This is a genomic window from uncultured Pseudoteredinibacter sp., from assembly GCF_947500695.1.
Taxonomy (GTDB): Bacteria; Pseudomonadota; Gammaproteobacteria; order Pseudomonadales; family Cellvibrionaceae; genus Pseudoteredinibacter.
Genome location: NZ_CANMSS010000004.1, coordinates 271,559 through 291,090 on the forward strand (window position 1 = coordinate 271,559; position 19,532 = coordinate 291,090).

General features: G+C 46.3%; 16 protein-coding genes and 2 tRNA genes. 15 read left to right on the forward strand and 3 right to left on the reverse strand.

The window, feature by feature from the left end; all coding sequences use genetic code 11:
• The first annotated feature begins 200 nt into the window (after positions 1–200).
• A complete protein-coding gene (locus Q1A08_RS09940) occupies positions 201–1,511 on the forward strand; it encodes an FAD-binding oxidoreductase (protein ID WP_299772373.1) in 1,311 nt (436 codons plus the stop codon).
• A gap of 249 nt (positions 1,512–1,760) precedes the next feature.
• Here Q1A08_RS09940 and Q1A08_RS09945 read toward each other — a convergent pair whose 3' ends face one another.
• Positions 1,761–2,072 (reverse strand): hypothetical protein, encoded by a 312-nt coding sequence (locus Q1A08_RS09945; RefSeq protein ID WP_299772375.1) that lies wholly within the window; start codon positions 2,070–2,072, stop codon positions 1,761–1,763.
• 860 nt (positions 2,073–2,932) lie between these two features.
• Positions 2,933–3,394, reverse strand: coding sequence for a flavodoxin family protein (locus Q1A08_RS09950; RefSeq protein WP_299772376.1), 462 nt, complete (start codon positions 3,392–3,394; stop codon positions 2,933–2,935).
• Between the two features lie 134 nt (positions 3,395–3,528).
• On the opposite strand from Q1A08_RS09950, the gene Q1A08_RS09955 reads away from it, so the two are divergent.
• From Q1A08_RS09955 to Q1A08_RS10020, 14 genes are all read left to right on the forward strand, one after another.
• Positions 3,529–6,120, forward strand: a complete 2,592-nt coding sequence (locus tag Q1A08_RS09955) for a DNA internalization-related competence protein ComEC/Rec2 (RefSeq protein ID WP_299772378.1) — start codon at positions 3,529–3,531, stop codon at positions 6,118–6,120.
• 490 nt (positions 6,121–6,610) lie between these two features.
• Positions 6,611–7,240 (forward strand): MotA/TolQ/ExbB proton channel family protein, encoded by a 630-nt coding sequence (locus Q1A08_RS09960; RefSeq protein WP_299772379.1) that lies wholly within the window; start codon positions 6,611–6,613, stop codon positions 7,238–7,240.
• On the forward strand, positions 7,240–7,659 hold the full coding sequence (locus Q1A08_RS09965; protein ID WP_299772381.1) for a biopolymer transporter ExbD: 420 nt from the start codon (positions 7,240–7,242) through the stop codon (positions 7,657–7,659). Before Q1A08_RS09960 ends, Q1A08_RS09965 begins: the two co-directional genes overlap by 1 nt.
• Positions 7,659–8,723, forward strand: a complete 1,065-nt coding sequence (gene lpxK / locus Q1A08_RS09970; protein WP_299772383.1) for a tetraacyldisaccharide 4'-kinase — start codon at positions 7,659–7,661, stop codon at positions 8,721–8,723. The genes Q1A08_RS09965 and lpxK overlap by 1 nt, the downstream gene beginning before the upstream one ends.
• Positions 8,724–8,780: 57 nt before the next feature.
• Positions 8,781–9,542, forward strand: coding sequence for a 3-deoxy-manno-octulosonate cytidylyltransferase (gene kdsB, locus Q1A08_RS09975; protein WP_299772385.1), 762 nt, complete (start codon positions 8,781–8,783; stop codon positions 9,540–9,542).
• 38 nt (positions 9,543–9,580) lie between these two features.
• Positions 9,581–10,114: a low molecular weight protein-tyrosine-phosphatase gene (locus Q1A08_RS09980; RefSeq protein ID WP_299772387.1), complete on the forward strand. Its 534-nt coding sequence runs from the start codon at positions 9,581–9,583 to the stop codon at positions 10,112–10,114.
• Between the two features lie 27 nt (positions 10,115–10,141).
• On the forward strand, positions 10,142–11,221 hold the full coding sequence (gene murB, locus Q1A08_RS09985) for a UDP-N-acetylmuramate dehydrogenase (protein ID WP_299772389.1): 1,080 nt from the start codon (positions 10,142–10,144) through the stop codon (positions 11,219–11,221).
• Positions 11,222–11,254: 33 nt separating this feature from the next.
• A complete protein-coding gene (gene uvrC / locus Q1A08_RS09990; RefSeq protein ID WP_299772391.1) occupies positions 11,255–13,198 on the forward strand; it encodes an excinuclease ABC subunit UvrC in 1,944 nt (647 codons plus the stop codon).
• A 203-nt stretch (positions 13,199–13,401) separates the two neighbouring features.
• A complete protein-coding gene (gene pgsA / locus Q1A08_RS09995) occupies positions 13,402–13,971 on the forward strand; it encodes a CDP-diacylglycerol--glycerol-3-phosphate 3-phosphatidyltransferase (protein WP_299772393.1) in 570 nt (189 codons plus the stop codon).
• A 292-nt stretch (positions 13,972–14,263) separates the two neighbouring features.
• A tRNA-Cys gene (locus Q1A08_RS10000) sits at positions 14,264–14,337 on the forward strand.
• Between the two features lie 103 nt (positions 14,338–14,440).
• Positions 14,441–14,527: transfer RNA gene (locus tag Q1A08_RS10005), tRNA-Leu, on the forward strand.
• Positions 14,528–14,698: 171 nt separating this feature from the next.
• Positions 14,699–15,895 (forward strand): tyrosine-type recombinase/integrase, encoded by a 1,197-nt coding sequence (locus Q1A08_RS10010; RefSeq protein WP_299772395.1) that lies wholly within the window; start codon positions 14,699–14,701, stop codon positions 15,893–15,895.
• 128 nt (positions 15,896–16,023) lie between these two features.
• A complete protein-coding gene (locus Q1A08_RS10015; RefSeq protein WP_299772397.1) occupies positions 16,024–16,203 on the forward strand; it encodes an AlpA family phage regulatory protein in 180 nt (59 codons plus the stop codon).
• A gap of 788 nt (positions 16,204–16,991) precedes the next feature.
• Positions 16,992–18,743, forward strand: coding sequence for an ATP-binding protein (locus Q1A08_RS10020; RefSeq protein WP_299772399.1), 1,752 nt, complete (start codon positions 16,992–16,994; stop codon positions 18,741–18,743).
• On the opposite strand, the gene Q1A08_RS10025 is transcribed toward Q1A08_RS10020, so the two are convergent.
• Positions 18,738–19,376, reverse strand: a complete 639-nt coding sequence (locus Q1A08_RS10025; RefSeq protein WP_299772400.1) for a response regulator transcription factor — start codon at positions 19,374–19,376, stop codon at positions 18,738–18,740. The genes Q1A08_RS10020 and Q1A08_RS10025 overlap by 6 nt on opposite strands.
• Positions 19,377–19,532: the final 156 nt, after the last annotated feature.

Here is a 19,532-nt window from a genome sequence, read left to right on the forward strand (position 1 = left end):
AGTTGGCCACACATCACCCTGTTGGGCTGAGCTTGATTATTGCAAAAACCCGAATTATCATTCAAGTAAATATTGAGTAATTATTCAAAAAATAATGAGATTTCAGGATAAATATTGATCAGCTGGCCAAATGCGGCCGTATGATAGGGTCTTTAATGTTCTCGAGAGCTCTGCAATTAGTAATGTAGGTAGGTAACGCTATGTCCCAGCAAGACGCCAAAACCATAGGCTATGAGCCATCGTACTACTCGGCGACCGCTATAGGCGCTCAAGAAAGCCCGCAAATTCAAGGTGAGGTAGAAGCTGATGTCTGTGTGGTGGGTGGTGGCTATACCGGCCTTAGCGCCGCTCTTCATTTAGCAAAGAAGGGCTATAAAGTAGTGTTGCTTGAGGCGGAGCGCGTGGGCTGGGGTGCTTCTGGTCGTAATGGCGGACACTGCGGTGTAGGCCAGCGTAAAGACCAAGAAGAACTTGAGGCCATGGTGGGAAAAGAGCGTGCCGCAGAGCTTTGGCAATACAGCCTAGAAGCGGTAGATACCGTGGCTGAGTTGGTTCGCGAGCACAATATTGATTGCGATCTAAAGCAGGGTATCTTGCATGTGGCTTCTAAGCCCAAACATGCCGGCTGGATGCAAGAAGACGTTGCCTTGTTAAGAGAAGATTATGGCTATGAGCAGTGCCGCTATGTCGATAAATACGAAGTATCTCAAATGGTGGGCTCGAAAGGTTTCCATGGTGGTCAGATTGACGAGCGCTCTCTACATTTACATCCACTAAATTTTGCATTGGGTTTAGCGCGTGCTTGTCGTGAAGCGGGCGTACAGATATTCGAAAAGAGTCGAGTAAGCCATTATCAAGGCCAAGACAATCTAACGATTCACTGTGAAGACAATGGCTGCGAAATTGGTCAGGTGAAAGCTAAATTTATGGTGATGGGCTGCAATGGCTACCTAGGTAAACTGGAGTCGAAAATGGCGGGCAAGATTATGCCCATCAATAACTTTGTTTTAGCGACCGAGCCTTTATCCGATGATTTAGCGCGCGAACTTATACGTGACGATACTGCGGTTGCCGATACTCTATTTGTGATTAACTATTGGAAACTCAGTGGCGATAATCGATTGATTTTTGGTGGTGGTGAAAATTACAGCAGCCAGTTCCCTGCAGACATTAAAAACTTTGTACGCAAATATATGTTGCGTATCTACCCGCAATTAGAAAATACCAAAATTGATTACGGTTGGGGTGGCACCTTAGCGATTACTTTAAATCGTATGCCGCATTTTGGGCGCCTGCAGCCTAATATTTTATTTGCCCAGGGTTATTCCGGCCACGGTGTTCCAACGGCGATTATGGGCGGTAAGCTGCTTGCTGAGGCGGTATCGGGTACGGTCGAGCGTTTCGATGTAATGGCCAATGTACCGACACAAACATTCCCTGGCGGCACCATGTTACGTTGGCCTGGCTTAGTTGCCGGTATGCTGTTTTATAGTTTGATGGATAAGCTGTAATAGAGAGCGAATGTAAAAGAAAGCCAGTGCTTTAAAGCCCTGGCTTTTTGGGTGCTCGTATATTGTGTTTACCTGCTTTAGTGGCTGAAAAGTTGTTTGTAGATTGATAAACAATTTGTAATCGAAGGCAAGTTAGATAGTGGCCAGGGTTTCAGGTCCTGGCCTTTTTATTTGGGCTTTACAGAAAACTGCACAGATTTGTAGCAACATGTCCCAAATTAGTGCTGGTAGTCCACGTTCTGGTTCAAGCTAAGCTTCTATGATTTGCCCACGATAAACACGTTTAGGGCGGTCGTCTTTATTTTTGTTAGTTTTCTGGAGCTGATCAAAAACCATTTTTCCACTTGCGTTAACATCGTAAAGGGGGTCGTCTAAAGATCGGTTTTGCTCAATAAACTCACGTATAAGTACTTTACAGATAGAGTCTCGGCTTTGTTCGAAGGCATCGTATAGTTCGCTAATAAGCTCAGGGTTGGCCAATTTAATGGCCGGTTTTTGATGGCTGGGTACACGACGTCGAATTTCTCTCAGCAAATCGATCATATGTTTATTAAAACGCATAACTACCCCCAGAAAGTAAAAACTAAAGGTCTATACGCAAGTACCGTGCCGAAACCCGGGGTCAGATCCCGCGGGATCTGACCCCTATATCGGAGCCGAGCTGTTTGAAAGTATCACATCACTTTAAAAGGTGCTGAAATTTGCTGGTGAAAAGTGTGAGGGGCAAGAAGCTGCCAAGTAGGATCGCCACATAATGGCTAGATCTAAATATCAAGGAGCTATAAACATCGTGCCGAAACCCGGGGTCAGATCCCGCGGGATCTGACCCCTATATCGGAGCCGAGCTGTTTGAAAGTATCACATCACTTTAAAAGGTGCTGAAATTTGCTGGTGAAAAGTGTGAGGGGCAAGAAGCTGCCAAGTAGGATCGCCACATAATGGCTAGATCTAAATATCAAGGAGCTATAAACATCGTGCCGAAACCCGGGGTCAGATCCCATGGGATCTGACCCCTACATCGGGGCCGAGCTGTTTGAAAGTATCGCATTACTTTAAAAGGTGCTGAATGCTGGTGAAAAGTGTGAGGGGTAAGAAGCTGCGAAGTAGGATCGCCACTTAATGGCTAGATCTAAATATCAAGGAGCTATAAACATCGTGCCGAAACCCGGGGTCGGATCCCGCGGGATCTGACCCCTATATCGGAGCCGAGCTGTTTGAAAGTATCACATCACTTTAAAAGGTGCTGAAATTCACATGTTCAAAGTGCGCGTAACGAGCGCTTACAAAGTAGGGCCGTTGAACTGTGGCTAGATCTAAGTATCAGGGAATGACAAGCATCGTACTGAAACTCGGGGTCAGATCCCATGGGATCATGGGATCTGACCCCATTTCGAAGTCGGGATATTTGAGGGCGGTAGAAACTAAAAAATTCCCATACACAAGCCAGTCGCAAATGCCTCGCCATTCTCTTCTGCTTGTTCTAAGTGGCTATCTAAAATCTCACCCTTAGCAACCAAATCCGGCAGTGCTTTTTTCATCGGGTAACCACATAAGATTCTATCCATCTCCCGCACGGCGCCGCTGCCATCATTTCCTGCAGACACCAGTAAGCCATAAGGGCGGTTTAACTCATATGGCTCGGCAGGGTAATAGGTGCGATCAAAAAAATCTTTAATAGCGCCGCACATATAACCAAAGTTTTCCGGGCTGCCGAATAACACGCCATCGCACCATAAAAGATCTTCCAAGTTAGCATCGAAAGCTCGTTTAACGCGCAACTCGCAGCCTTCCTCTTTGCTCACACCACGTGCGGCGGCCAAGACTAATTGCTCGGTATTGCCGGTTTGGCTGTGATAGACGATAAGTAATTTAGCTTGGCTCATTACAGCATTGTAAACCCCTTCTATAGCCTATGAAATGCTTTTGTCTGATGGGAAATGCCTCAACATACGCTTTTGGCTGCTTGGTTATATTCACACCAAGGTAATAATGTGCTTTACCCTTAGGAGGAGTCCTTGTGCGGGCATTGCTTTTCTTGATTGCTATGGTGCTTGCCGGCCAGCTACCTTTAATGCCGCCAAGGATGATGCTCTATGGGGGTGGGGTACTCGCTTTACTGTTATCTGTAGCAAGCTGGTACTGGCCTGATGATCAAGCCAAAGGGCAGAAGAAAAACAAACACTGGCTTAGCCATCACTTAAGTATCCCTTACTTATTAAACCTAACAGCCTGCTTTCTTCTAGGTGCTTGTCTACTGCTAGCTCGTGCAGATTTTCAAATGCAAAAACAATGGCCCGCTTTACTAGAAGGTCGTAGCCTAGCCGCCGAGCTTAAAATAATCAGTCAGCCAGAAATTGGAGAGAAATCCTATCGTTTTCAGGCCCGCTTGAATCAACTGGCCTTTGCAAATGGCCAGCCCTTAGATGACTCATTTTGGCAGCAGCAAAAACAACACAAGGTTAATTTAAGCCTCTACTATACAACGGCTTTAAAACTAGACTCTGAATATAAACAGCAATCACCTCAGCGACTGCAATCACAGTTAGGCTTATTCGCCGGTGCCATTATTAAAGCCGAGCTCAAACTTAAGCACCCCAGAGGTGTACACAATTTTGGCGCCAATGACTATCAAGCCAGAATGCTAAGCCAGGGAATAGTCGCGCAAGGCTATATTAAGAAACTCCACTCTATAGAGTCTAGAAATTATTCCAGCTTACGCCTGCGTTTAGCTCAATACCTCGATGATCAAACCATACAGCACGGTGCCTATTTAAAAGGTTTGCTGCTGGGAGATCGTAGTGATTTAGATAAGGAAGATTGGACTTTACTCCAGCAAACCGGCACAGGTCATCTACTGGCGATATCGGGTTTGCATATCGGCCTGAGTGCGGGCATTGGCTTTTTACTATTCAGTGCATTAGGACGCATGGCTCAACTCATCAGCGAGAGAATGCCTGCAGCTCAAATACTGGCCATGTGGGGCAGTGGCTTTACCGCCCTGGCTTATGCCTATTTAGCGGATTTTAGTCTGCCAACCCAACGAGCACTAATCATGTTATGGATTTATCTGCTAGCGGCCTTAAGTGCTCGCCAGGTTTCTTCGTGGCAGGTACTAACTTTTGCGTTAATCGCTTTATTGCTTCTCGATCCGTGGGCACTAGAGCAAGCCGGGGGCTGTCTTTCTTTTGCTGCTGTTGCCGCTTTGGTATATGGATATTGGGGGCGTAGTCATAAATTTGGGCCGGCGACTAAAGCAAAGCCAACAATTTCTCAAAGTTTCATAGATAAGCTAAAACACTACATCTGGCAGTTGCTGCGCGCACAGCTCATTATTATGAGTTTCTTAACAACGGTTTTGTTTAGCTTGCAACTCCCTTCGGGCAGTCTATCTATGCCCGCCAATTTGCTAGCCATACCGTGGTTAAGCTTTGTGGTAATGCCTTTACTTATGCTGTTCTGTATTCAATGGTTGCTAGGTCTAGATTGGCACTGGCCGTTACAGTGGGCCGATAAGGCTATGGATATATTGCTGTTTTATTTGCAGCAGCTCATACATTGGAAATCCAAAATTCTAACGAAGTATGATTTCGAACTTGAAACACTCTGGTGGCCAGACATAGCCTTCAGCAGCACAACGCTTATCCTAATGCTGCTAGCTGGCTTATTATTTTGGCTGCCAAAAGGCTTTCATGGCCGCCTATTGTTTTTCATTCCACTAATTATTTTGTACTCGATTTCAAATGAAAAGCATAATGGCAACTTAAAAATTACTACCTTGGATGTCGGGCAGGGCTTAGCGGTATTAATAGAAAAAGAATCGCGAGTAATACTCTACGATACCGGTCCAAGTTTCAGCCAAGAGTACGATGCCGGTGCGAGTATTGTTGCCCCTTTTCTAAGATATCGCGGCATTAAGGCTATAGATCACCTAGTCGTTTCACATGGCGATTTAGATCACGCCGGCGGTTTCAACTCAATCGCACAGCAGTTCAAGTTAGAAGAGGTTTGGACAGAGGCCAATTATCAAAAAACATTACAGCAGTCTGAATTTATATCTAAACCCGTAAAAACTTGCCAAGCAGGGAAGAGTTGGCATTGGCAAGGAATAGAATTCACCTGGTTGTGGCCCACTACAAAAAAGCACAAAGTCTCGGCAGCAAAACGCCGCAATAATCGATCCTGCGTATTGCTCTTGCGCCATCAAAATCTAAAAATACTATTACCTGGCGATATTGAAAGTTGGGCAGAAAAACAAATCCTCAAAGAGCTAAACCGCCAAGAGCAAGAAGGATTACCCGCAAAGCAGAACCTAGCTAATATCTGTCAGCTCAATGCCATATTGCTTCCACACCATGGCAGCCACAGCTCCTCCCACAAAGCCTGGGCAAAATGCACGCAACCAGCGGTAACCATAAGCAGCAGTGGCTGGCAAAATCATTTCGGCCACCCCAGCCCCAAAGTACTGCGACGATACCCCAATAGCATTCAGCTAGACACCGGTAGAGATGGTGCAATCAGTTTATCTTATGGGCAGGATGAAAACGGTCTTATTCAATTGCAAAGTATCAGCAGAAGTCGAGACCTGCGACGGCGATTTTGGCATGATTGAACTCATCAAATCGACATAAGCTCTACATACCGAATGGTTACTACTTTCCATAGTAGGCCAGCTAAGCCATAGCCGTGAAGGAGAGGCCTAGACCGCAATAAAGAGCGAGCGCCGATTAAGCAGCAAAGACTCACGTCTTTTTGTGAGGCTTTGCTGTGAAATGAGGGTAGCCGGGAGGGCCGCCGCTCGCGGGCTGGACCTCTCCTTCACGGCTATGGCTTAGCTGACCGGTCTAGTTTAGGAACATTGAAATTGAGAAATTAGCAACACTCATATTCATTCACAGCCCCACCATAGCTGTGCTAAAGTGACGCCTTTTAAGGGCCTGCCCAGTAGCCGCTAGAAGCGGAAAACCGCAAGTAAAAGCCGCGTTGAACCAAATTACCAATCAACGCTCAAAAAAGCGGCAAAAGCCAGCTTTCTGTCATAAGTAACGGAAGAGCTGACACAGCTAACAGGGCAACATAACAAGACCAAAGAGGAAAGCTAAGTGCTAGAGATAGTCATCGCCGGTGGATGGGTAATGGGAATATTAATATTGTGCTCCATTGCCGTAATTGCGATCAGTGTTGAACGCTACTGGACCCTCAATCCCGAAAAGATAGCCCCCAAAAACACCCTTGGCCAAGTCTGGAACTGGATCAAAAACAACCAGCTCGATAGCCAGCGCCTGCGCGAGCTCAAACAATCTTCTGAGTTGGGCCGCATCCTAGCCGCCGGCCTAAGCAACTCACGTCATGGTCGCGATGTGATGAAAGATTCCATCGTCGAAGCAGCCAACCAAGTGGTTCACGAAATGGAACGCTATCTTGGCGCCTTAGGTACCATTGCTTCTATTGCACCGCTACTGGGCCTATTGGGCACCGTACTGGGCATGATCAAAGTATTTACCGCCATCGTTCTTGAAGGCAGTGGCAACACCGCAGCCCTAGCTGGTGGTATTAGTGAAGCCCTGATTACCACCGCAGCCGGCCTATGTGTGGCAATCCCCGCCATGATGCTGCACCGTTTTTATACTCGCCGTGTGGATACCCTAGTGGTAACCATGGAGCAAGAAGCCGTAAAACTGGTTGATGCACTGCACAGCGAACGCCGCGTAGATGTGCGCGAGGCCAGCTAATGAAGTTTCGCCGTCAGCGCACCGATGAAGACAGCGTAAACTTAACGCCCCTGATTGATGTGGTGTTCTTACTGCTGATCTTCTTTATGGTGTCCACCACCTTTACCAAAGAAACTCACTTAACAGTAACCTTGCCAGAATCCAGCGGCGAATTGCAGCCGCAAGTGCAAGAGCCGCTAATTGTCGTGATTGGCGCCGATGGTCGCTATGGCATTAATGGCAAAGGCCTAGTGAACAGCAAAGCCAGCACCTTGCGCCTTGCCCTAGAAGAAATTGCCGGTGGTAACCGCCAGCAGGCATTAATCATTACCGCTGATGCCAAAACACCCCATCAATCGGTAGTTACCGCCATGGATGTGGCTGGCCAGCTGGGCTTTGTTAACCTGAGCATTACTACCCAAGCGCCGGGAGAGTCCTAATGGCGAAGGCCAGTTTGGCCCAGCGCATTAGCGAGGCATGGTATCAAGACAGTGGCGATGATGGCGTATTAAAGCTGCTTCGCCCCTTATCGAAACTCTTTACCCATATCGCCAAAAAGCGGCGCCTTAAAGACAGCCGCGAGCCAAACTCCAATCAACCCATCGTCGTAGTAGTTGGCAATATCGCCGTAGGCGGCACTGGCAAAACACCTTTGATTATTGCCTTGGTGGAAAAGCTGCGAGAGCAGGGCTATAAGCCCGGCGTGATTTCTCGTGGCTATGGCAGTAAAGCACCGGTTTACCCCTATGAAGTAACGGCTAGTAGCCCAGTAGAGCACTGTGGTGATGAGCCGCTATTGATTGCCAGTCTATGCGATTGCCCTTTGGTGATCGATGCTGATAGAAACCAAGCCTTGCAGCAATTACAGCAAAATCACGATGTCGATATCGTGCTGAGCGATGACGGCCTACAGCATTACCGCCTGGCTAGGCATATCGAAATGGCTGTGCTTGATGGTAGCCGGGGGCTGGGCAATGGTTGGTGCTTACCAGCGGGCCCATTACGCGAGCCCCCTGAGCGCCTAGAAGATGTGGATTTTCGCATTATCAATGAAAGCCCACGTCAATCATTGCATCCCACTTTACAAACCATGACGCTCGAAAACCATAAGATGGCTTTGGCGCCAACGGGGCTAAGGAATCTACACAGTGGCGAGCAGCGCCAATGCAATGCCCAAGAGCTGCAAGCGATTGCTGGCAAAACCGGTTCTATACAAGCCATTGCAGGTATTGGTAATCCAGGGCGCTTTTTCGACAGCTTGCGTAGCTATGGCTTAACGGTCGAGGCACACCCTTTTGATGATCATCAACAGTACAGCGTGCAAAATCTAAGTTTTGCCTTCAACAAGCCACTGCTAATGACCGCCAAAGATGGGGTAAAATGCCAAATATTGGCCCAGCAGGCCGCTTGTAATGATTGGTGGCAGCTTGAGGTGCAAGCGCAATTACCGGAAGACTTTTGGCAGGCTTTCTTTTCTCGCCTAAGGCAACTGCAGCGCGTTTAAGTACAGCTGAAACATACCACCAAAACCAATAGCGAATTTATTAAGAGCCCCATCATTATGGAATTTTTTGTTGTTATCCCGGCCCGTTATGCCTCTAGCCGCTTACCGGCCAAACCGCTGGCAGATATTGCTGGCAAGCCAATGATTCAGTGGGTGGTTGAACGTGCTCGATTGAGCGATGCTAAACAAGTCATTGTGGCGACAGATGATGAGCGTATCGAGGCCGCCGTAAAAGCCTTTGGTGGTGAAGTGATCATGACACGCACCGATCATCAATCAGGCACTGATCGCTTGCAAGAAGTGGCAGAGAAATACGGTATGGCTCCAGATGCTATCGTCGTTAATGTGCAAGGTGATGAGCCACTAATACCACCAGAAGTAATCAATCAAGTGGCCAATAATCTTGATCGCGCCAAAGAAGCGAGCGTCGCCACTTTGAGCGAGCCAATTCACAGCGTAGAAGATTTCTGTAATCCCAATATTGTAAAAGCGCTCAGTGACGAGCAGGGCATTGCGATGACCTTTAGTCGCGCGCCGATTCCTTGGCCCCGTGATGCTTTTGCGAAAAACCAAGATGCCTTACCAGAAGGTTTTGTACCTCAGCGCCATATAGGCATCTACGCTTATCGTGTAGCCTTGCTAAATCGTTTTGTTACCTGGGATATGGCACCCATTGAAGCAACAGAATCTTTAGAACAATTACGGGTTCTTTGGCATGGCGAAAAAATTCACCTAGCCGAGGCCTGCGCAGAAGTTCCTGGTGGTGTTGATACCCCAGAAGATCTACAGCGCGTGATCGATTTTATTAATAGCCAATAAAACCGTATCAATACGCAAAACAAAATAGGGCGCAAAACATGGCAAAAACTCAGCCAAAACGAAAACTGGAAAGAAAGCTGCACCCACCGGTAAAGGTACTGTTTGTTTGCCTTGGTAATATCTGTCGTTCGCCGACAGCTGACGGAGTGTTTCAGCATAAAGCCAAAGCAGCAGGTTTAGATAAGTTAATAGAGATTGATTCGGCTGGCACAGGCGGCTGGCATATTGGAAACCCTGCCGACCCGCGTGCTTCCGAACACGCCGCCGAGCGTGGCTACGATATGAGTAGCTTGCGCGCACGCCAAGTCGCACAAAGTGATTTTGAGCACTTTGATTATGTGCTGGCAATGGATAAAAACAATCTGCACGATTTACAAGCCCTATGCCCGCCAGAGTTTCAAGAACGTGTAGAGCTTATGCTTGATTACTTGCCAGCGGATTTCCCAACGCCAATGAGCGAAGTGCCCGATCCCTATTATGGTGGCGAAGATGGCTTTGAGCTGGTGTTAGATTTGATTGAAGCGGCCAGTGATGAATTACTGACCGATATTCAAAGCAGGCTACAAGCATAAGGCTTGGTTAGCTTAGGAACCCAATATATGCCAACAGGCTTAGTAGAAAACCAAGATCTTAGTTCATTCAATACCCTGGCCGTAAACGCTGGTGCCAAATTCTATTGGGCTGTAAAAAGCGAAGCCGATTTAGTGAGTGCTTTAGCTTGGTATAAACAGCAAGGCAATGACTTACCGCTTTTGGTATTAGGCGGCGGTAGCAATTTAATTTTATCTGAATCTTTTCCAGGTTTAGTGCTGCATATGCAAAGCCAGGGAATAGAGCTGCTAGAAGAAAACAATGAAAGCGTTTTAATCGAAGTGGCGGCAGGTGAAAACTGGCATGATCTGGTTTGCTATTGCACAGAGCAAGGCTGGTATGGCTTGGAAAACCTCGCCTTAATACCAGGTGCCGCAGGTGCTGCCCCGATCCAGAATATTGGAGCCTATGGTGTGGAGCTTTGCCAAGTACTAGAGAGTTTGCGCTGTGTTGAGGTAGATGGCTTTGATTGTGATGATATCGGGAAAAGCAACCACGAGCTAAACAATCAGCAATGCCAGTTTGCTTATCGCGATAGCATATTTAAAAATCCAAGCGAGCCTCGTCGTATAATCACTAGCATCCGACTTCGCTTAAAGCGCAGCGCCAGTTTAAACATTCAATACCCTGGTATTCAACAAAGCTTAAGGGCATTGGGGGTGGAGCCAGAACAAGCGCGCCCGGAAGATGTCTTGCAAGCCGTATGTAATTTACGCCGCGAAAAATTGCCTGATCCAAGTGAATTACCCAATGTAGGCAGCTTTTTTAAAAACCCCATCGTTAGCGCCGAGCACTATCAAGCATTAAAAGCAGAGTTTGCCGACTTGGTCGCCTATCCACATGGCGAGCAGTATAAACTCGCTGCGGGCTGGCTAATAGACCAGGCGGGCTGGAAAGGACATCGCGATGAAAAGGTGGCGGTGCATGATCGCCAAGCACTTGTTTTAGTGAATTTTCAGCAGGGCAGTGCAAGCGATGTGCTGGCCTTGGCAAAAAAGATACAAGACGATATATGGCAGCTCTATCAAGTAACATTGGAAATTGAGCCTCGCCACATTATGGCCAATGGCATGCTTGCCCAGAACTAAAATAATAGAGCTTAAAGAACTAAAACACGAAACATGAGTGATAAACGCAGCCCAACCCCACAAGAGCTTTCTAAGCAGCGTGCCGAAGAAATAACGGCTCGCAAAGTAGAAGCTCGCGCCAGCGCCGACGGTATCGCCCCAGCGCCAGAGGGCGGCTGCCAGTTTGATCACAAGAGCTTTTTAAAGCAGCTTACGCAGCGCCCGGGTATCTACCAGATGTATGATGCTGACGGTAAAATTTTATACGTGGGCAAGGCAAAGAACTTAAAGAATCGAGTTTCCAGCTACTTTCGCTCTAGCGGCTTAAATAATAAAACCATGGCGCTAGTGGCTCGTATCGCTCGGGTAGATGTTACGGTTACCCATACCGAAGTTGAAGCGCTGATTCTGGAGCAAAATCTGATTAAGGCGCAGCGCCCGCCTTTTAATATTTTGTTGCGTGATGATAAATCTTACCCCTATGTGTTTTTATCCAGCAATGAAGACTACCCTCGCGTGGCTATGCACCGTGGTGCCAAGCGTAAAAAGGGAGAGTATTTTGGGCCTTTCCCCAATGTGATGGCGGTAAAAGAAAGCCTGAGCTTTTTGCAAAAAACCTTCAAGGTGCGCCAATGTGAAGATTCGGTTTTTAAAAACCGCTCGCGCCCTTGTTTGCAATACCAAATTAAACGCTGCGATGGCCCTTGTGTAGAGGCCATCAATAAAGAAGATTACGCCGAAGAAGTTCGCCATACCAAAATGTTCTTACAAGGCGAGAGCGACGAGATTCTCGAGGAGTTGGCCGATCGCATGGAAAAGGCCTCGATGAATCTAGAATTCGAACAGGCCGCGACCTATCGTGATCAAATCAGCGCCTTGCGCAGCTTGCAAAGTCAGCGGGTAGTAGAATCCGGCAATGCCAATGTAGATGTGATAGCCATTGCTACGGAGCGCAATGCTTGCTGTATCCATCTGCTTTATATTCGCCAGGGGCGTATTTTGGGCAGTAAAAGTTACTACCCAAAAGACAACCTAGCCGCTGGCCCTGAGGTCATGTTAAATGATTTTGTAGGGCAGTATTATTTAGGTAATAAAGGCCGTGATGTGCCTCGTGATGTCATCCTAAGCCATCCATTAGCCGATGCCGAACTGCTAAGCGATGCCATAAAAGAAGCCTTAGGTAAAACCATTGCCTTGCGCCACAACGTACGCAGCGAGCGTCAAAATTGGTTGCAGCTGGCCATGAGCGCCGCTGAGCAAAACTTAAAATCCCAATTGGCTCGCAAACAAAACTTGCAGCAGCGCTTCGAGCTACTGCAAGAGCGTTTGGGCTTGGAATCTATTCCACAGCGTATCGAGTGTTTTGATATTAGCCACAGCAGCGGTGAGCTTACCGTAGCTTCTTGTGTGGTATTTGGCCCAGAAGGCGCCATCAAATCCGATTACCGCCGTTTTAATATCGAAGGCATTACTGGCGGTGATGATTACGCCGCAATGGAACAAGCCCTAAATCGGCGCTATAGCCGCATTCAAGCAGGCGAGGGTGTACTGCCTGACATTCTCTTGATAGATGGTGGTAAAGGCCAGCTTAGCCAAGCCAAGGCAGTATTGGGCGAGCTGGGTGTGCAAGATGTCACCATGATCGGCGTGGCCAAAGGCACTACCCGCAAAGCCGGTTTTGAAGTGCTGCATATGGCCGATACAGGTGAAGAATGGGTGTTAGATTCTACCTCCCCAGAATTGCACCTAATCCAGCAGGTGCGCGATGAAGCCCACCGTTTTGCCGTAACAGGTCACAAGGCCCGTCGTGATAAAAAGCGTCGTAGTTCCAGCCTAGAGGATATCCCAGGTGTAGGGGCCAAGCGCCGCCGCGAGCTACTGCGTCATTTTGGTGGCCTAGCGCAAATTAAAGGCGCCAGCGCCGATGATATGGCTAAGGTTGAGGGCATCAGTAAGAAGCTTGCTGCCGAGATCTATGCCCATTTTCATGCTGAATAGCCCCGGTCATTTTGGCCATAGCAAGTAAGCTTTACCTTGCTTGGCTGGCCAAGCCGAGCCAGATCGGGTAGGCTGGCGCCCATTATTATAGAACTCGAATTATTTGGCCTAAGTGTCTGTTTTTTGCACTAAAATCGCAAATAAGATGTTAGGAAAAGCATCTTAAATAGATATATTAAAAAGGCACTGCAAGCAGCATTAGTATGACTCTAGCGAACCAACTGACATTATTGCGCGTGATTTTAATACCGGTAATCGTACTGGTGTTTTTTCTGCCCTTCGGCTGGAGCTACCCGGTTGCCGCCTTTATTTTTGCATTGGCCGGTGTAACTGATTGGCTAGATGGTTATATCGCCCGCCGTTACAATCAATCAACCGCCTTTGGTGCCTTCCTAGACCCGGTAGCCGATAAGCTTATGGTGGCCTCGGCCTTGGTGTTATTGGTGCAAGCCCATGCCACACTTTGGTTAACCGTTCCGGCAGTCGTTATTATTGGCCGTGAAATTGTTATTTCGGCATTACGCGAATGGATGGCCGAGCTGGGTGAACGCTCAAATGTGGCGGTATCTTTTATTGGTAAAGTAAAAACCGCTGCGCAAATGGCATCCATTACAGTTCTACTGGCTTTCCCAGTTGATGATCGCTACTGGGTATTAGATGTAGGGTATGTGCTGCTTTATATCGCTGCCGGCTTAACCTTGTATTCGATGATTTTGTATATAAAAGCGGCTTGGCCATCCCTAATGGGGCAGGATAGAAGTAAAGACGAATAAAAATGGGGCCAAAAGGCCCCATTTTTCTATCCAATGTGAAATCCTCTAATGGTTGGCCAAAGCGGGTTTTGTTGTTCGATAAGCGTTCAGCTTGTTTGCAACTTGGTCAAGTGATAGCTCAAGGTGTGAGAAAAGAAGCCATTACTTGACACAGAGCCCCGAATCCATAGAATAGCCGCTCTCTTGAAATCAAAGCCCCAAAAGGCCTAGACAAGAGGGAAGGCAATATTCGCTAAGTCCTAGAAAGTACTAGGAATTTTTAAGTGAATGCATTAGAATTGCCGCCCTTGATGGCGCGATGTCAGAGTGGTTATGTCACGGACTGCAACTCCGTTTACTCCGGTTCGATTCCGGATCGCGCCTCCACTTTTCCTTAAGTTGAACCCTTCAGCTTAAGCGCCGCAAGGCAAGATCAGCCAAGCTGATCAAAGTAGGGCCGCCATACCTACTATAAAAAATACCTCTCGATGCCCGGGTGGTGGAATTGGTAGACACAGGAGACTTAAAATCTCCCGCTAGCAATAGCGTGCCGGTTCAAGTCCGGCCCCGGGCACCATTTGACTATCTTAAGGCTTCCATTAACAGCCGATAACGCCAACAATCCCCCAAAAAACAACAGTTTAGGTAATTTCAAAGTCTTTTTTCATTCCAAGATATGCTTGGACATCCGCAAAAAATGTCGGTACTTTTTTCGGTATCTCGGTTCAATTAATACAGAGGTGCCGTCATGCCATTGGTCGATGTTCAGGTTCGGGAGGCAAGATCTCGGGAAAAAGATTACAAGCTGGCTGATGGCGAGGGCATGTACTTACTCGTTAAAAAGGGTGGGCAAAAGTATTGGCGTTTGGACTATCGGTTTCATGGTAAAAGAAAAACCTTGGCTTTAGGGGTTTATCCTAGGACCTCGTTAAAATCTGCACGAGAAAAACGTCAAGAAGCAAAGCTATTACTTGACGGTCATAAAGATCCTAGCGCTGTTAAACGTCAAGAGAAATTCTCACGGCAATTAGATTGTTTTGAAGATGTTGCTCGTCAATGGTGGTTGCACCAAAAAGGCTTGTGGACTGAAAATCATGCGAAACGTGTATTAAAACGTTTAGAAGATAATGTGTTTTCTGATTTAGGTAGTTACAAAATAGATGACATTACACCGCAACAAGTTATCGCTACCATCAGAAAAGTTGAATCTCGAGGTGCGCTGGATGTGGCTAACAGAGTAAAACAAGCAGTAAACGCTACCTGCAGATTTGCAGTGCAGCAGGGAATAGCTACGCGTAATCCTGCTGGGGATCTGCAAGGTATTGTAAAACAGCGTACGGTCAAACATCGGCCATCTCTGCCGAGAGATGAGTTGCCGGGATTTCTAAAAGCCCTTGATAGCTACGATGTTAGGGGGCGTCAATTAACTCAACTTGCAATAAAGCTTTTGGTGTCTACTTTTGTTCGTTCTGGTGAGTTGCGTGGGGCGAAGTGGGATGAGTTTGATCTCGACAGTAAAGTGTGGAGGATCCCGTCGGCTAGAATGAAAATGAAAAATGAACATATTGTTCCGCTATCTGAGCAGTCCATTGTTATCATCCAGTCCATAAAAAACATTTCTGGTGCGTATGATTTGCTCTTTCCTTCTGAGAGGGATCGCCGAAGAGAAATGTCTGACAATACTATGCGTCGGGCTATTTTTAAGCTTGGATATGATGGTGAGACACCTGGAAAAAGTAAGGCTGTACCGCATGGTTTTCGAGCTACGGCTTCTTCCATTCTAAATGAATCTGGCTTTAACCCTGATGCAATTGAACGGCAGCTGGCCCATAAGGAAACAAATAGTGTTCGCTCCGCGTATACACATCACGCAAGATATTTGAGTGAACGGGTAGATATGATGCAGTGGTGGTCGGACTATTTGGATAAGGCTAGGTTGAGCTGAGCTCGTAAGAGATGGCAAGTATCTTTCTAACTCAACGTTTAAATTTCTTGGCTGTTTGCACTTTATAGAATGATTCTTTTATTTTGTGTTGGTAGTGTGGGTACACTATTCACAATAGGAGTTAGGGTGTGTCTGAACGAATCTTAAGATTAGATAAAGTAAAAGAAATCACTGGGCTATCTAGATCAACAATATATGCTGAAATCTCTAAGGGTAAGTTCCCTAAGCAGGTAAGTTTGACAGGGAGGCGTTCGGTAGGCTGGTATCAGAGTGATATTGCAAAGTGGGTCGATACTCGTTCTAAATAACTGAATTGCTGTTTAGTATCCATTCCTCTCGAGACCGATTATTTCTGTCCTTTACTCAAAAGGTTTTACGAATAGTCATTTAGCAGCACCCAAATCACTTAAGGGCAGATCGAATAAGTTTTTTGTCTATTGCTAAAAATTAACACGCCCCTATACATGTCAAAGTATCGTTTCGGAAAATACTAACTGCGCTACAGTGGTTTGGGCTAGGATAAGTATCGTTTGTACTAATTGAGACTCCCTGTTGATTTTCAACTTGTAGATAAGCACATGCTTTGTTCGGTGTAAATAGCTCGATTAGACTTTACAAAAAATTGGCAGGGAAGAGGTATGGTCGATACGATTTTGATCCCAGTTTTAATGTGAACGGGTCTAAAGCTGAAGCCATTTTGAAACGGGGAGGTTTTCAGGTATGTAATTATTAAGAGGTTTTTCATAGAAGTACGTGTCTAGCTATCCCGAGTTCAAGCAAATACCACATATGGCGATAACCGGTTATCATGCCCGCTAATATTTGTTGGATTTTATACGGCATAGACGAGTTTTTCATTATTGAAATATAATTTACATCTTTGATGTTATTTTCTATAAACACTATTTCCCGGTCGGGAGTGTAGGTAATCAGGTAGAGTTTTCTTAGGTAAGCCCTTTATCCTTAAGTGTAGCAACTAATTGCAATGGTTATTTAAGAGGGATCTGGGCTTTATACCTGTCACTTTTTTCGTTAATCCGTTAGGATCGCTTTCTTTCCAACTAAATTCTTTTTTGAGATGGAATTCAATTAGTCAATGAAAATATTTTCCAAAATCCAATACAGCACAGACGAGCTGGAAACTATAGAGCTTGAGCATCGTTCGGCCTATCTTAAGTTGTTTGTCAGTACCGTGTTTGTACAAGCCCTTTTCCCATTGTTGTTGAGTTATGTATTCTGCTTTCTCGTAGATACTACGGTATTACTGTCGTGGTTAATTTCCATACTGGCTGTGACTTTGGCACGTAGCTATTTAAGCTTTGGCTGGTATAAACGTAACTCTGGGCCTAGAAATACCGTTGTTTTTGAATGGTTATCACTGTTGTTGTCTTTTATGGCCGGTTGTCTTTGGGGAGTTACAGTGTTGGCTTTAGATTTTCAGCAATATCCTGAGGAATCGGTTTTCCTCAATATTATTGTCTTCGGCTTGGCGGCCGGTTCGGTGGGGATCGGCAGTTATTGGCTCGAGTATTTTATGGTTTATAACTTCACGGTGTTCGCGATATATATAGTAAGCTATTCAGTTGGATTTTCAGAGCCCTATTATCTCTTGGCCGCATCCACGATGCTTTTCGTGGTGTTTATGACACAGATAGCGCTTGTATTTCACCGTGGAAATGCGCAAAACATATTGCTAAGCAAGCGTAATGAAAAGCTAGCTAAAAATTTGGCTAGGCAGAAGGTAGAGGCTGAGAGTATTGCTTCCTCTCGAAACCGATTTTTAGCAGCCGCCAGCCATGACTTACGGCAGCCAGTTCAGGCTTTGAACTTCTTTCTCGAGGTTTTGCGGTGGGAGTTGAATACTGAAAACGGGCTTGAGACCTATAGTAAAATCCAAAAATGTACGGATGGCATCAACGATTTGTTGAATTCGATATTAGATTTGTCGAGGCTGGATGCAGACATTGTTTCAGTTAATCAGGAAGTCTGCAGTATTGGCGCTATCCTTGAGGATTTAGATCAACAGTTCAGGGGGATGGCTGAACGAAAGGGCTTGCAGTTTGAGGTTAAGATAGCCAACTGTTATGTGCATTGTGATCAGACGTTCCTTAAACGTATTTTGAGTAACCTTATCGCTAATGCTATTGCTTACACAGACAAAGGTATAGTCGAAGTTTCAGCGGTTACTAGTGTAGATAAAGTATCGCTTGAGGTAAGTGATTCAGGCCCTGGTTTGACTAAGGATGAGCAGGGTAAGGTGTTTGAGGAGTTTTACCAACTTGGGAATCCAGAACGGGACCGAAAGAAGGGCTTAGGCTTAGGGTTATCTATAGTCAAACGCCTATGCGCCTTATTAAACGTACCACTGTCTTTGAGTTCCCAAAAGGGTAAAGGAAGTTGTTTTAGTGTTCAACTGAAACTTTGCGAAGCGGGGCCTCAAAAGAAGACGCAGGCTAAGGTCAGCGTACAGACCTTGACCCAAAGTAAAAATGTAATAATTATCGATGATGAAGCCGACATTAGACAGAGCTTGCACGATTTGCTGGTGCGGTGGCAATGTTGTGTTCAGATGGCCGCTTCGTTGGAAGAGGCGACTGATATTCTTCGCGAACGTCAATTTGAGCCAGACCTTATTATTGCAGACTATCGTTTGCGTAATAATAAAACGGGTGTGGAGGCGATAGAGGCGCTTAAAGAGCTTTGTCAAAATGAGTATTTGCCAGCCATTATTATCAGTGGTGACACAGAGCCTGGACGCATCAAGGAGGTGATCGATAGTGGGTATACGCTGTTACACAAGCCGGTTAAACCTGCTTACCTAAGGCGGGTCTTGCAGCAAACTTTATGAGTCAGGCGAAAGTATTTTCAGCGCTGTGGCCTTACGTACGCATTCCATGCGGTTTTTCCCGCCTAGAATTTTAAATATTGCCTGTAGGTGAGACTTTACAGTGGTTTGTGAAATAAAGAGAGTGGTAGCGATTTCCTGGTTGCCGAGGCCTAGTTGAACCAGTTTAAGTACTTCGATTTGGCGTTCGCTCAGTGAGGTTTGGGTGTTATCAAGTGCAAACTTAGACATTTTTTCTAGTCTGGTCGCTAAGGGTTTTGGTATCACAATAGAGCCGTTGTGAATATCATTCAGTGCATCGGCCACCTTTTCTGCTGGCCACGTTTTGGGCAAGAATCCTAGGGCACCTAAATGAAATGCTTCTTGTAACTTTATAAGGTCTTCATTCGCCGACATGATCACAATAGGTACGTTTAGGCCTCGTGCGATCAGCATTTTCATAAACAATACCCCATCCATATCGGGCATTGTTAGGTCGAGTATGAGGATGTCAACATCGTTGTTGGATAGGAGGTAACTTAAGGCTTCGCCGGTGTTAAGCGTGGATTCGATGATGAAATCGGGCCGACACCGCATCAGGGCCTCTTTTAATCCCGAGCTAAATAAGGGGTGGTCATCCAGACTCAGTAGTTTCATTATGTCGCCCCTCCATTGAGCATCATCAAAGTGCGCGCATTCTGAAGCAAGGTAGATGGCTATGCAATGGCTAATAGACCAATTTTTCGAGAATTGATCATACTATAGTATGGCGCCCCTGAATGAAGACTTTTATTTTGGACCCACTATCACCCG